Consider the following 13,037-nt stretch of genomic DNA (forward strand, 5'->3'; position numbering starts at 1 on the left):
ACAGGCGGCCCGATGACAAAATCGGGCCCTTGAGAAAATATGATCAAAATAATCAACTTTATACTTTACTCTAAAAATCAAGTTTACTAAGGTCCACCCACACACGCAGCAATCGTGTGCCGATCAATGAACGAACGGGTGGTCAATGGCGCGAAAGGCGAAGAAGGGTTCTAACCGGGAAATCCGCGTGAGTGCGGATACAAGCACGGTTGAGGAGACCTCCGGACGTTCCAAGCTTGATGGCCGCAGCTTCCTTTATGTCGGCGGGCGCGACTGCCAGGTGGCGCATCTGCGCCAGATCGCCAGCAACTTCGGCGCCGAGCTGATCCACCACGATGGCGGCCTGCGCGAGGCGGTGTCGCGCATCGATACGGTGCTTCCCTCCGTCGACTGCGTCTTTTGCCCGATCGACTGTATCAGCCATGATGCGTGCCTCAGGGTAAAGACCGGCTGCAAGAAGTTCGGCAAGACCTTCATTCCGCTGCGCAACGGCAGCAAGTCGAGCCTCGAGCGGGCGCTGACGACGATGAACGAGCGAAACGCCACCCGATGAGCGATAGACACCCGGAAGGGTATACGTTGATCGGCCTGCACAAGCTGGCCGCACACAATGGCGATGGCATGGTTCCCGAACTCTATGAGCTGATGATGGAACGCGAAGAGCGGCGCAGGTACTATCCCAATGTCGAGCAGTTTCCGATCTGGGAAGCGCGCATGCCGGGCGAATTGCCGGAAAAACCGCTCGGCCGCGACGCGCTTGACGGCCGGAACGTGGTAGCCTTCGAGGCTCCCGAGGCCGAGAGGAAACGCAAGGCGTGAGTGCTCCCATGTTTATCGCGATGAACCGCTTCAAGGTATCGATCGGGTCGGAGGCGGAATTCGAAAGCGTCTGGCGCAACCGCGATTCCAGCCTTTCGGAGGTGCCAGGCTTCGTGGAATTCAAACTGCTGCGCGGTCGGGAGAATGCGGAGGAGGGGTATACGCTGTTTTCCTCGCACACGATCTGGCGCAGCGAAGAGGATTTCCTCAACTGGACCAAGTCCGAGCAGTTCCGCGCCGCCCATCGCAATGCCGGCGACCGCAAGGCGATGTATAAGGGGCCGCCCGTGTTCGAGGGTTTTCAGGTCGTGGACGGGATCTGAGCGATGGTGGCTGACAATCCTGATCGTATCGAGGTTCTGCCGGTTTTGCCGTCGCTCGATATCGGCGAGACGCTGTCCTTTTATCGCGGCGGGCTCGGCTTCGAAACGATCGTCTATCAGGACAAGGATTATCTCATCCTGCGCCGCAACGAGATGGAGCTGCATTTCTGGCTGACCGATGATCGCTCGCTCTGCGAGCGCACATCCGTCTATCTGCGCGGCGGCGGTATCGGCGCGCTTCACACGGAATACAAGGCGCGCGGCGTCGAGAAGCTCAGCGACATGACGGTGCGGCCGTGGAACATGGAAGAGTTCTACATTCACGATCCGCACGGCAATCTGCTGCGCTTCGGGCGGATCCCGCAGGCGACATAACCCAGTTACTCTCTGCCAGATTATCCGGCGCGGTTGCGGAAGATGGCGCCGGCGGCGATCGCCAGCCAGCCGAACATCATGGCGAAGCCGCCCGTGGGCGCCGCCATCGGAAACAGGCCGGAGCCTGCAAAGCGAAGCGTCACCAGGTCGCCTGAAAAGAGCAGCGTGCCGACGCCCATAAGGAGCCCGGCGAGCCATGCGGTCTTCAGCTTTTCGCCGGCCAATGCCAGTGCCAAAAGGGCAGGGGCATGGGCGAGGCACATGGCGGATGCCGAGGCGAGGAAGTGTCCGTCGCCGTCGAGGTGGGCGGCGGCTGCGGCCAGCGCCACGCCGGCAAAGCCGAAGAGACCCGAGAGCACCAGGAAAAGCGGTGAGAAGCGCTGATTGAGCGTCATTATAGGGAGCCTATTGCTTGTTCTGCATGTGATCGGCCAGCCGCTCGATCGGTGGAAGGATGATCTCGCGCAGCTTCGGGTTCGGAACGGTTTCTTCCAGCGCTTGGCGGAAGCATAAAAGCCACTCGTCGCGCTCGACGGGGCCGATCTCGGCGATGAAGTGGCGGCTTCTGAGGCGCGGATGGCCGTATTTCGCGACATAGACGGGCGGGCCGCCAAGATAGCCGGTCAGGTATTCGTAGAATTTCGCTTCGCTGCCTTCGAGCGTCGGCGGGTGGACGGCGCGGACGTGGCTCGCTTCCGGCAGCGTGTCCATCAGCTCGTAGAAACGATGCGACAGAGCCCGGATCGTCGCGTCGCCGCCGACGGCCTCGTAAAGTGTAATGGTGTTCTCGCTCACGGCGCGGCTCCTCACAGCTTGTCCCTTCATGCACCGCCGCAGCGTCGATCGCAACCGATACCCGCACCACCAAGCGCGACATTTCGCGCCAGCTTCGATGACTGAATTTCACGGCATCTTGACAAAACCGTCCAGACGGTATCTTTATGCATGATGTCAAACGCTCATCACCGCCGCAAGCAACCCGCCATCGTCCGCCAGCAGCTGCTGGATGTCGCCGCGCGCCTGACGAACGAGCAGGGGATGAGTGCCGTGACGCTCGATGCCGTGTCCGGCGCGTCCGGGGTCAGCAAGGGCGGCCTTCTCCACCATTTCCCGACCAAGAACGCGTTGCTGGATGCACTCTTCGAGGATCTTCTGGCGCGCTTCGATGCAGATCTCGATGAGCGCATGCGTGAGGATCCGGTGCCGCACGGCCGTTTCACGCGCGCCTATCTCAACGCCGTCGCCGGGCTGCGCGACAGCCCTGACGACGCCGGCCACTGGGCGCAGGTGACGATCGCGCTTCTGGCCGAGCCGCGGCTGCGGCAGCGCTGGGGGGAGTGGATCGACGGGCGGATCGAGGAATATGTCGGCACGGACTCGTCTATCGATGCGCAGATCGTGCGCTTCGCCGCCGACGGTCTCTGGCTCGCCGACATGATCGGCGGCGCCTCCGACGATACGCAGCGCCAGGCGCTTCTGGCACGCCTGGTCGAGCTGACCGCTCGCTGACTTCCCTGGAATAGAGGATAAACCATCATGGCACCGGTTGCGGTCTATGCGCTCCTGTTTACGGCGATCGCGCTCGAAGTCATCGGCACGACGGCGCTGCAGCTTTCGCAGCAGTTCAGCCGGTTCTGGCCGACTGCGCTGATGGTCGCGTGCTATGCCGCCTCCTTCTATTGCCTGTCGCAGACGCTGAAGGTCATCCCTGTGGGGATTGCCTATGCGATCTGGAGCGGGCTCGGCATCGTGCTGATTTCCAGCGTCGGCCTCATCTATTTCAAGCAGCGGCTGGATACGCCTGCTGTCATCGGCCTGGGGCTGATCATCGCTGGCGTGCTGGTGGTCAACCTGTTCTCCAAATCCGTCTCCCATTGATTTTAATGGAAACCGGTCGTATGCGAGGAAAGCCCCCAGTCACCAGGGGAGATGGCCCCCGGGTCGCGATATTTGACCTCACCTCACGGAGGCCCGACTTGCGCAATCGGCTGCGATGTCCATATCCTGAGTGACAGATGACAGTTTACGCATCGCGCATTGGAACACCCATGACTGACAGCACTGCTGACCTTTCCTCCCCCAAATCCGCCGACTCCAAGCCCGAGGGACAGACCTTCGGCACCTCGGGCATCGCCCCGATGGGACGCCCGAGCCCCGTGACACGTTTCTTCATGGGCATCGTCGCATGGGCGGAGAAGCTGAACTTCAAATATGCCAAGCTCGGCAATCCGCCGGTCTACGACAACGCCACCTTCCCCTGGGCGAAGGAGGTCGAAGCGGCTTATCCGCAGATCCGCGCCGAGCTGGAGCGCGTGCTGGTGCGCCAGAGCGAGCTGCCGACCTTCCAGGACATCTCGACCGACGTGAAGACGATCTCGACCGATTCCGGCTGGAAGACCTTCTTTCTCCTCGGTTTCGGCGTGAAATCGGAACAGAACATTGCGCAGTGCCCGGAAACCTGGCGCGCGGTGCAGAAGATCCCTGGCCTGAAGACGGCGATGTTTTCGATCTTCGAGCCGGGCAAGCACCTGCCGGCGCATCGTGGCCCCTATAACGGCGTGCTGCGCCTGCATGTCGGCATGATCGTGCCGGAGCCGGCCGACAAGCTTGCCATCCGCGTCAAGGACCAGATCTGCCACTGGCAGGAAGGCAAGGCGCTGATCTTCGACGACGCCTACGAGCACGAAGCCTGGAACCACACCGACAAGACCCGTGTGGTGCTGTTTGTCGACTTCGACAAGCCGTTGAAGTTTCCGGCCCGCTTCGTCAACTGGGCGCTGATGAACCTCGCCGTCTTCACGCCGTTCATCCGCGAAGGACTGGATAACCACAAGGAGTGGGAAAAGAAGTTCTACGCGGAAGCCGAGGCTTTCAGAAACCGGCCGCAGGGCTGAGCCAGCAAGGCTGAGCCCGGAAAGACAAAACAGGATGGCCTCGTTTCAGAGGCCATGCTGTTGTTCGGCGGGTGGGACGCCGCTCTCAAATCATCGTGCGGCGATCGCGCCGCAGGCAGTCTCGATGCGTATGTTTCGGAGCAGGCAGGTCGCTTCCCCTCGTAAGCAGGCCTTGCTCCGGCGACGTCAATCGCCCCCATTCGCAACTAGTTGTTGTTTGCCGCCTTCAGGCGACGGTCCGGCTTGGTTGCCAGGTAGATGACATAATCTTCTGCTGCGTCTGCCAGGTGAAGCGCGATTTCGGCTTCACGCCATCCCGCCGCGATTGCGCGACGGACAACTTCGGTTATCGCCCCTTTGCAGACGCTTTCGCATTCCCGCGACCGTCCCATATCATCGGCGTTGAATCTTGGAGAGCGGATGTTTGTCATGGCTGAAGATTGCCATAACCGCCTTCGTTTTCAACAAGATGCTAATAGATTGGTTACCCAGTAAGGTTAAGGCTTGCGGGTGTTTCAGGCTGCGACAGACGCGTTGTCGCGGAACGAAACGACGGGCCGAAAACGGCCGGTGGGAGAGCACGAAATGTCTCGATCCAGATCGAAATCCTGGGTAAAGGCCGAATGGCCTGCTGACGCGCGGACCACGCCGTTAACGCACGTTAAGCGTGTTTTCCTGATTTTCTGCCCGGAGCGGCCTTTGCGGGCGGGCGTCTGATCTGTTAAGGATGGCGCGAAGCTGAACGCAAACTCGTCCAGGGAGACTGTCATGAAAGCGATCCTGTCCAGAACGAAAGGAACGATCACTCACAAGGACACTCCGCTTCATGTCTATTCAATTCGCCCGCGCGCGAAAAGACGCGCCGCGTCGTAAACCACTCCCGACCACCTCCGAGCCTGATACCACCGCCGATCAACATGCGCGGCGCCGATCTCGGGTCGCCAGGTTTCTCAGCTACTACCGTCCGCATCTGCCGTTGCTCTGCGCCGATGTCGTCTGCGCCATTCTCGTCGCTGCGACCGCCGTGGCTTTGCCGATCTGCGCCAATATCGTCACCAACCGCCTTCTCGTGATCGCGGATGCGGGGGAGGCCACCGTGCTGATCCTCAAGGTCGGCGCCGTCATGCTGGCGCTGCTCGCGGTGCAGATGATCGCGGTGTTCTTCGTCGATTATCGCGGCCATGTGATGGGCGCGCGAATCGAGGCCGCCGTCAGGCAGGAGCTGTTCGATCATTGCCAGAAGCTCTCCTTCAGCTTCTACGACCGCCAGCGCACCGGACAGCTGATGAGTCGCATCACCAGCGATTCCCTCTGGCTTGGAGAGCTGTTCCACCACGGCCCCGAGGACGTCTCGATCGCCATCCTCAAATATGGCGGCGCCATGCTGGTGCTTGTCTATATCGATCCTGTCCTGGCCGGGTTGATCCTGTTGCTGACGCCTCTCGCGGTCGCCTACGCGCTGCATTTCAACCGCCGCATGAACCACGCGCTAGAACGCAGCAAGCAACAGATCGCCGGCGTCAACGAGCGACTGGAAGACAGCCTCGCGGGTATCCGCGTCGTGCAGTCCTTCGCCAATGAAGGGCTGGAGAGGGATCGCTTCGCTGTTCAGAACGAGCGCTTTCTCGTTAGCCGTGCCGATGGCTATCGCAGCGAGGCGTGGTTTTCCGTGGGAACGGAGAGCTTCGCACAGTTCATCACCATCCTGGTCATCGTCATCGGTGGCATCAGGATCGTGTCGTCGGCGATGACGGTGGCCGATCTCCTGACCTTCCTGCTCTGCGTCGCCGTGCTTGTCGATCCCGTGCAACGGCTCGCCAATTTCGTGCGGCTCTGGCAGGAGGGCTATACGGGCTTCGTGAGGGCGATGGAGATCCTCGATGTCGAGCCCGATATCGTCGACCGTCCAGGTGCCCGTGCGCTGCCGGCGCCGAAAGGAGAGATAAGGTTCGAGGATGTCAGCTTCGGCTATGACGCCGACACGACAGGTGTGTTCGAGAACCTGTCCTTCACCATCGCTCCTGGCGAGTTCGTGGCGCTGGTCGGTCCGTCGGGGGTGGGCAAGAGCACCTTGTGCTCGCTCATTCCCCGTTTCTATGACGTGCAGGCCGGGTCGATCCTGATCGATGGCGCGGATATCCGTGAGGTCACGCTGTCATCGCTGCGTGGACATGTCGGCGTGGTGCAGCAGGACGTTTATCTGTTCGCCGGCTCGGTTGCCGACAATCTCCGCTATGGGCGGCCAAATGCCTCCGATGCGGAGGTGGAGGCTGCGGCGCGGGCGGCCAATGCGCACGAGTTCATCATGGCGCTTGCAGATGGATACGATACCGACATCGGCCAGCGCGGGGTGCGGCTTTCGGGCGGGCAGCGGCAGCGGTTGACGATTGCGCGGGCGTTTTTGAAGAACCCCGCGATCCTGATCTTCGACGAAGCCACCAGCGCGCTCGACAATGAGAGCGAACGGGCGGTGCAGCAGGCGCTGCTTGGGCTCGCCAAGGGCCGCACGACCGTCGTCATCGCGCACCGCCTGTCGACGGTCCGCCACGCCGACCGCATCCTCGTGCTGACCGCCGATGGCATCGTCGAGGAGGGCAGGCACGAGGATCTGATGGCGCGCGACGGTATCTATGCCGGCTTACACAGCGTGCAGGCCAGCATGTGATTGCCAACATTAGAGAGGTACGCAACGCTTCGTCGAAGCGGAGCGTTGCGTGTCTCCGTGGTGTTTCAGTATTTGAGGTCTCGGGCGGTCTGACGGCCGCTTTGCTTGGTCTGCCGCTTGTCCTGCCGGCATGCCGCGTTGCTTTGTTGATTGGCGGCACGGCAATCCTGCTTCGTGTCGCGCGCGCTCTGCCGCGTCGTCTGCTTGACGTCACGGCCCGCCTGGCGCTGCTGCGCCTGCTGTGTGCTCCACGATACATCGGTTAGGGTCGCCAGGAACAGTCCGGCCAATAGCGCCGTGCCTAGCGGTCTCAACTTGCCCATTGCCTCACTCCCCTGTTTCCGTGCTGGTGCTGGAGCGGTTGCGACGATCGGTCGAAACCATGAGTGATTTTACAGGATGCGGATGAGCAGGGGGCGTATCTTACGGTATCGTACACGGCGAGTGCTCAAAAAAGCCCCGGTTCGCCGGGGCTTTTTCTCAATTTCTGTTGTCTCAGCCTGCCTTTGCAGTGCTTGCCTTGGCGGCAACCGGCTTGGCCGGGGCGGTGTTGCCGCCCGGGTTGTAGCCGCCGCCGATGGCGACGTTGAGGGCGACGTAGTCGGTTGCCATCTGCTGGACGGCTGCGGCCAGGCTGGCCTGGGCAAGCGAGACCTGACGCTGGGCGTCGAGGACGTCGAGCAGCGAGGAGGCGCCGTCCTTGTAGCTGGCGGTCGACAGATCCAGCGTTTCCTGGGTCGTCTTGACCTGGGCGCGCAGTGCCGCAACCGTCTGTGCATCGCGGCGAACCGCCGACAGCGCGTTTTCCACTTCCTCGACCGCCTGCAGAACCGTCTGCTTCCAGACGAGATACTGGGTCTTGGCGTCGGACTTGGCGATGTCGACACCGGCGCGCAGGCTGCCGCCGTCGAAGATCGGGAGCGTCAGCGTCGGGCCGAAGGACCAGTTGGTCAGGCTGCCGCCGCGGCTGCCGGCCGGATTGACGAAGGACGGCGCGATCGAGCCGGAGAGCGAGATCGTCGGATAGAGGCGCGCCATGGCCACGCCGATATTGGCGGTGGCAGCGGCCAGATTGCGCTCGGCGACGCGGATGTCGGGACGATTGCGGATCAGGTCGGCCGGAACGCCGGAGACGATGCCGGCACGGAAGACCGGCTGCGAGCCGCCGCGCTGCAGTTCAGCGACCATCGAGCCGGCGGGCTTGCCGAGCAGGGTGGCGATGTGGTGGGCCGCGACGCGGAAGTTGGTTTCCAGGCCCGGGATTTCAGCCTGGGTCGACTGCACCAGACCTTCGGCCTGCACGACGTCGAGACGGGAAGCCGCACCGGCATCGAGCTGGAACTTGGTCAGCTCGTAGGTTTCCTGGCGCGATTTCAGGTTGGCCCTGGAGAGCGCGATGCGCTCCTGGTAGTAGCGGGCGTTGATGTAGGAGTTCACCAGATCCTGGAGATAGGTGAGCTTGGCAACGTCTGCGGTCGAGTAGGCGGCGTCAAGCGTAGCCTGGGCGCTCTCCTTCGAGCGGCGATACTGGCCGAAGAGATCGAGCAGCCAGCCGACACTGGCGCTGGCGCCGGTGGTGTTGGTGGCACCGATGGTGCTGCGGCGTTCGCCCATGCTGCCGTTGAGCGTATGGTCGGCGCCGACAGTCAGGCTCGGCAGGGCGCCGGCGCCCGCCACTGTGACATTGCCGGCGGCGGCATTGATGCGCTCCAGCGACTGCTGGATCGACAGGTTCTCACTGAGGCCCTCGGTAACCAGTCCGTTCAGACGGGTGTCGCGGTACGCGGTCCACCACGCGACCGTAGAGACGTCGCCATCGGCCTTGGCCGAGCCTTCATTGAACTTGGCCGGGAGGGGCATCTCCGGGGGAACATGATCCGGGCCGCTCACACAGCCCGCGAGAACGGATAATCCGGCAAGAATTGCGATGCGGCGCATGAAATCTCCATAGGCGATGACCGCAAGGCGGTTCGCTAACAATCTATTATCGCTTATGGTTAATTTTTACTTTCCATGTCGCACGGCAAAGTCGCATGGCAAGCTTCGCGAGGAGGGGGCTCGGCGCGTCGAGAGGGGGATCACCAGACAATGGGCGAATAAGAGTTCGCTAACTATCGAATGGCAGCTATGCACCAATATCATTGAATTCAAATCGATAGGATGTTATCTAATTCCATGACAACGAACATGAAGAAGACCTGGACCGAGTTCGCACCCTTGCTGATGATCTGCGGGCGTGGATGGCGCCGTGCGCTCAACGCCGCTTTGACCGACCACAAGCTTTCCGACGCCAGCGCTGCACCGCTCATCGCGTTGATCCGCCATGGCGACCGGATTCCGCAGAATGTGCTGGCCGAACGGGTCGGGGTGGAGGGTCCGACGCTGGTGCGCGTGCTCGACAGTTTGGAGAATGACGGCCTGATCTGCCGTGTTGCCGATGAGGCGGACCGGCGGATCAAGCTTGTGCAGCTTACCGGGGAGGGCACAGCGGTCGCCGAGCGCGCCGAACGTTGTGCGGCAAAGTTGCGAGAGCAAATCCTTGGCGACCTCGATCCCGACCAGGTCGATGCCGCCATAGAGGTTTTGCGCGCCGTCGCGGATAGGACCGCGGCGATAACCGGAACGCAGGACAATGACGAGCAGCCATAATACGATCTCCCCAAACATCTGGGATGTCGTTTTCTCCATCAAGACCTTCATCGCGGCGATGCTGGCGCTTCTGATCGCACTCTGCTTCGATCTGACGAACCCGTATTGGGCGGTCGGCACGGTCTATATCGTGGCGCATCCGCTGTCGGGCGCGAACACGTCGAAGGCGATCTACCGCCTGATCGGCACTGCGATCGGCGGCGCCATGGCCATCATCCTGGTGCCCAACCTCGTCGATTCGCCGGAGCTTCTGACGCTGACGATCGCGCTGTGGATGGCCTTCTGTCTTGGTGTCAGCCTGCTCGACCGCACGCCGCGCAGCTATTCCTTCATGCTGGCCGGCTACACGACCGCGCTCACCGGTTTCCCGATCGTTGCCAGCCCCGAGACCGCCTTCACCTATCCCGTTGCCCGCGTCGAGGAAATCGCGCTCGGCATCATCTGCGCAGCGCTCGTCAGCCGCCTGGTCTTTCCGCGCCATGCCGGCCCTGTGCTTGCAGCGCGCATCGATAGTTGGGTGCGTGATGTCGCAGCGCTTGCCATCAGCACGCTCAACAGCAGCGACAAGGGTGACGCGCTTCAGGCCGCCGCCCGCAAGCTCGCGGCCGATGCCGTCGATCTGCACAGCTTCACCACGCATGTCGCCTACGACACATCGGGCCTGCGCGACATGGTCGGCCGTACCCGCACGCTGCAGCAGCGCATGGTCGCCATGCTGCCCGTCGTTTCCGGCCTTGCCGATCTCCTTCACGCTTTTCGCAAGGCGACCGATGGCAAGCTGACCGCTTCGGCCAACGAACTGATCCGTCGCGTGACCGAGCTTCTGTCGAACGAGGCCTCCTATGGCGAGGCCGAGCGGCAGGAAATCCTGGCGCTGATGGAAAAGACCGAGCAGGGGGGCCGCGAGCAGCAGGAATGGAACGGCCTTCTCGCCCATAATTTTACCTCCCGCCTGCGCGACCTCCTGCAGATCTGGAGCGACTGTCTGGCGCTGCGCGAGGACATCGAGACAGGCGGCCGGCGCGAGCTGCGCTGGCAGCGTTTCGGCACGCTCTTCGACCGCACGCCGATCCACCGCGACTATGGCATGGCGATCCATTCGGGTCTTGCGGTCATGTTGTCGACCTTTATCGCCGCAGCACTCTGGATCTTCACCGGCTGGTCGCAGGGTGCCGCCGCAGCCATGATGGCGGGCGTGCTCTGCTGCATCTTCGCGACGATGGACGATCCGGCGCCGATGATGCTGAAGTTCATGTATGTGTCGATCTTCGCGGTCGCCGTTGCCTTCGTCTTCGAGTTCGGCCTGCTGCCGCTCGTTCACGGCTATCTGCCGCTGGCCGCGGCTCTGGGCCTGGTGCTCATTCCCGCCGGCGTGCTGATGCCAAAGCCTTCGCTGATGATTTACGGCCTCGGTTTCGGCGTCAACTTTCCGAATATGCTTGCGCTGCAGGACCGCTTGAACCCCGACCTCAGCTCGTTCCTGAACTCAAATCTGGCGATGGTGATCGGCCTCGTCATTGCCTGCGGCACGACCGTGCTGGTGCGCTCCGTCGGCGCGGAATGGACGGCCTACCGTGTGCTGCGCGCCGGCTGGGCGGATATCGTCGCCGTTGCACGCAAGTCGGATGCTCCTGACTTCGCTAGGCTGCTCTACCGCATGGTGGACCGTTTCGGTCTGGTTGCGCCGCGCTTGGCGCGCATTCCGGTCGAATCCGCCGTCGCCCAGAACGACATCCTTGGCGATCTGCGCAATGGCTTGAACACGATGGAACTGCAGCGCCACCGGCAGCTTTTGACCCGCGACAGCCGCGAGGATGTCGACCAGGTTCTGTCGGGAATTGCTGGCTTCTATCAGCAAAAACAAAAGCATGGCCACGCCCAGCCGAGCGAGGGCCTCTTGAAGGCGATCGACACATCGTTGGTCGACCTTATCAACCAAAATCCGTCATCGGCCGTCGAGGGCGCACGCCGGGCCATCACATCGCTTCGCTACAATCTGTATCCGGATGCGCGCTTCGTGATGCCTGACGCGACCATTCAGGCCGGCGGACAACTCGCAAAGGAGAACGCGGCATGAGACCGGAACTCGATCTTTATGGCGTCTTCATACCCACGCTGGCGGCAATCGCCGTTGCTGCCTTCTTTCTCAACTCCATCCTGCGGCGGATCCTGGCTTTCATCGGATTCTATCGTCTCGTGTGGCACCGGCCACTCTTCGATACGGCCATGTACTTCTGCCTGCTCGGCGCGCTCGCGCTGTCTTTGAACAAGGTGTCATTATGAAATCGCTTCTCGCTTATTCCGGCCGCTTCCTTCTGACCGGCGTCGTCGTGGCGCTGGCCGGTGTGCTGGGCTGGCATCTCTGGGACTACTACATGAACGACCCGTGGACGCGTGACGGCAAGGTCCGCGCCGATGTCGTTCACCTGGCGTCGGACGTTTCCGGCATCGTCAGCGAAGTCGATGCGACCGACAACCAGACGGTCAAGAAGGGCGATGTGATCTTCCGCATCGACCAGGCTCGCTTTGCTCTGGCGCTGCGCCAGGCCGAAGCCCAGATGGAGAGCAGCAAGGCCGCGCTCGACATGGCCAAGAGCGATCTCGACCTCTATCGCAAGCTCGGCGACAATTCGGTCACCCGGCAGAAGATCCAGCAGGCGGAGACCACGGTCCAGCAGGACGAGGCGACCTATAACCAGGCCGTCATCAGCCGCGACACGGCGCAGCTCAACCTCGACCGCTCGGTCGTACGCGCACCCGTCAACGGCGTGCTCACCAACTTCTCGATGCGTCCTGGCAATTACGTGTCGGCGGGCAGTGCCGTGACGGCGCTGATCGACACCGACTCCTACTACATCTCCGGCTACTTCGAGGAGAACAAGCTCGATCGCATCAAGGTCGGTGATGAAGCGCTGGTCTACCTGATGGGCAGCGAAAAGCCGCTCAAGGGCCGCGTCACCGGTGTCGCCAGCGGCATAGAAGACCGCGAGCGCAGCGATACAGGTGCGCAGCTTGCCAACGTCACGCCGACCTTCACCTGGGTTCGCCTGGCGCAGCGTGTACCGGTTCGGGTGACGCTCGACGGCGCGCCTGGCGAGACGGCGCTGGTCGCCGGTCGCACGGCAAGCGTTACGATCGTCGAGTAATCGACCAATCGCGTGAGGCAGCCCGTTCGGCGCCTCACGCATGATCCAACACGTTACGGCCCACGGGTCCTTCAAGGGCCGTAACGAGGCATGCGCGGATTAAGCCCGTCCGCGCATGCCTGAACCTACGAATGCCCGGATATCCTCAATGATCCGGGATCAGGAG

At 62.2% G+C, this 13,037-nt stretch carries 18 protein-coding genes; 12 read left to right on the top strand and 6 right to left on the bottom strand.

Annotated elements, in window-relative coordinates; translation table 11 throughout:
- The first annotated feature begins 145 nt into the window (after window positions 1-145).
- The 4 genes from ACIQUB_RS00890 to ACIQUB_RS00905 are packed head-to-tail and all read left to right on the top strand — an operon-like array spanning window position 146 to window position 1,517.
- A complete protein-coding gene (locus tag ACIQUB_RS00890; protein ID WP_047514424.1) occupies window positions 146-553 on the top strand; it encodes a DUF2325 domain-containing protein in 408 nt (135 codons plus the stop codon).
- Entirely contained in the window at window positions 550-819 is a 270-nt protein-coding gene (locus ACIQUB_RS00895) for a hypothetical protein (RefSeq protein WP_113008285.1), read from the top strand. The genes ACIQUB_RS00890 and ACIQUB_RS00895 overlap by 4 nt, the downstream gene beginning before the upstream one ends.
- Before the next feature lie 8 nt (window positions 820-827).
- Entirely contained in the window at window positions 828-1,142 is a 315-nt protein-coding gene (locus tag ACIQUB_RS00900; protein WP_113239322.1) for an antibiotic biosynthesis monooxygenase, read from the top strand.
- Between the two features lie 3 nt (window positions 1,143-1,145).
- Window positions 1,146-1,517: a VOC family protein gene (locus ACIQUB_RS00905; protein ID WP_113239323.1), complete on the top strand. Its 372-nt coding sequence runs from the start codon at window positions 1,146-1,148 to the stop codon at window positions 1,515-1,517.
- Between the two features lie 20 nt (window positions 1,518-1,537).
- On the opposite strand, the gene ACIQUB_RS00910 is transcribed toward ACIQUB_RS00905, so the two are convergent.
- Both ACIQUB_RS00910 and ACIQUB_RS00915 read right to left on the bottom strand, forming a co-directional pair.
- Window positions 1,538-1,912 carry a DUF423 domain-containing protein gene (locus tag ACIQUB_RS00910; RefSeq protein ID WP_113239324.1) on the bottom strand — a complete coding sequence of 125 codons (375 nt, stop codon included), beginning with the start codon at window positions 1,910-1,912 and terminating at the stop codon, window positions 1,538-1,540.
- 10 nt (window positions 1,913-1,922) lie between these two features.
- Window positions 1,923-2,312, bottom strand: a complete 390-nt coding sequence (locus tag ACIQUB_RS00915) for a group II truncated hemoglobin (protein WP_113239325.1) — start codon at window positions 2,310-2,312, stop codon at window positions 1,923-1,925.
- A 153-nt stretch (window positions 2,313-2,465) separates the two neighbouring features.
- Between ACIQUB_RS00915 and ACIQUB_RS00920 the strand changes: the two genes are divergently transcribed.
- The 3 genes from ACIQUB_RS00920 (at window position 2,466) to ACIQUB_RS00930 (ending at window position 4,411) form a co-directional block, all read left to right on the top strand.
- Complete coding sequence (locus ACIQUB_RS00920; protein ID WP_018897201.1) at window positions 2,466-3,026, top strand: TetR/AcrR family transcriptional regulator; 561 nt, start codon at window positions 2,466-2,468, stop codon at window positions 3,024-3,026.
- 27 nt (window positions 3,027-3,053) lie between these two features.
- On the top strand, window positions 3,054-3,395 hold the full coding sequence (locus ACIQUB_RS00925) for an SMR family transporter (protein WP_047514405.1): 342 nt from the start codon (window positions 3,054-3,056) through the stop codon (window positions 3,393-3,395).
- A gap of 170 nt (window positions 3,396-3,565) precedes the next feature.
- Window positions 3,566-4,411, top strand: coding sequence for an aspartyl/asparaginyl beta-hydroxylase domain-containing protein (locus ACIQUB_RS00930; RefSeq protein ID WP_112980372.1), 846 nt, complete (start codon window positions 3,566-3,568; stop codon window positions 4,409-4,411).
- A gap of 206 nt (window positions 4,412-4,617) precedes the next feature.
- Here the strand turns inward: ACIQUB_RS00930 and ACIQUB_RS00935 are convergent, their stop codons facing one another.
- Window positions 4,618-4,842: a hypothetical protein gene (locus tag ACIQUB_RS00935; protein ID WP_018897204.1), complete on the bottom strand. Its 225-nt coding sequence runs from the start codon at window positions 4,840-4,842 to the stop codon at window positions 4,618-4,620.
- Window positions 4,843-4,926: 84 nt separating this feature from the next.
- Window positions 4,927-5,181 (bottom strand): hypothetical protein, encoded by a 255-nt coding sequence (locus ACIQUB_RS00940; protein ID WP_113239326.1) that lies wholly within the window; start codon window positions 5,179-5,181, stop codon window positions 4,927-4,929.
- Between the two features lie 56 nt (window positions 5,182-5,237).
- On the opposite strand from ACIQUB_RS00940, the gene ACIQUB_RS00945 reads away from it, so the two are divergent.
- The gene (locus tag ACIQUB_RS00945) at window positions 5,238-7,076 is read left to right on the top strand and encodes an ABC transporter ATP-binding protein (RefSeq protein ID WP_402928320.1); all 1,839 of its coding nucleotides are present in this window, start codon (window positions 5,238-5,240) and stop codon (window positions 7,074-7,076) included.
- 65 nt (window positions 7,077-7,141) lie between these two features.
- Here ACIQUB_RS00945 and ACIQUB_RS00950 read toward each other — a convergent pair whose 3' ends face one another.
- Window positions 7,142-7,399 (bottom strand): hypothetical protein, encoded by a 258-nt coding sequence (locus tag ACIQUB_RS00950; RefSeq protein WP_113239328.1) that lies wholly within the window; start codon window positions 7,397-7,399, stop codon window positions 7,142-7,144.
- Window positions 7,400-7,571: 172 nt separating this feature from the next.
- Window positions 7,572-9,014 carry an efflux transporter outer membrane subunit gene (locus tag ACIQUB_RS00955; protein WP_402928323.1) on the bottom strand — a complete coding sequence of 481 codons (1,443 nt, stop codon included), beginning with the start codon at window positions 9,012-9,014 and terminating at the stop codon, window positions 7,572-7,574.
- Between the two features lie 249 nt (window positions 9,015-9,263).
- On the opposite strand from ACIQUB_RS00955, the gene ACIQUB_RS00960 reads away from it, so the two are divergent.
- The 4 genes from ACIQUB_RS00960 to ACIQUB_RS00975 are packed head-to-tail and all read left to right on the top strand — an operon-like array spanning window position 9,264 to window position 12,871.
- Window positions 9,264-9,725 (top strand): MarR family winged helix-turn-helix transcriptional regulator, encoded by a 462-nt coding sequence (locus ACIQUB_RS00960; RefSeq protein WP_402928326.1) that lies wholly within the window; start codon window positions 9,264-9,266, stop codon window positions 9,723-9,725.
- Window positions 9,709-11,802 carry an FUSC family protein gene (locus ACIQUB_RS00965; RefSeq protein WP_113239651.1) on the top strand — a complete coding sequence of 698 codons (2,094 nt, stop codon included), beginning with the start codon at window positions 9,709-9,711 and terminating at the stop codon, window positions 11,800-11,802. Before ACIQUB_RS00960 ends, ACIQUB_RS00965 begins: the two co-directional genes overlap by 17 nt.
- Entirely contained in the window at window positions 11,799-12,008 is a 210-nt protein-coding gene (locus ACIQUB_RS00970; RefSeq protein ID WP_018897209.1) for a DUF1656 domain-containing protein, read from the top strand. The genes ACIQUB_RS00965 and ACIQUB_RS00970 overlap by 4 nt, the downstream gene beginning before the upstream one ends.
- Window positions 12,005-12,871 carry an HlyD family secretion protein gene (locus ACIQUB_RS00975; protein ID WP_113239650.1) on the top strand — a complete coding sequence of 289 codons (867 nt, stop codon included), beginning with the start codon at window positions 12,005-12,007 and terminating at the stop codon, window positions 12,869-12,871. The genes ACIQUB_RS00970 and ACIQUB_RS00975 overlap by 4 nt, the downstream gene beginning before the upstream one ends.
- Window positions 12,872-13,037 lie beyond the last annotated feature (166 nt).

The organism is Rhizobium sp. NPDC090275, from assembly GCF_044772225.1.
Taxonomy (GTDB): domain Bacteria; phylum Pseudomonadota; class Alphaproteobacteria; order Rhizobiales; family Rhizobiaceae; genus Rhizobium.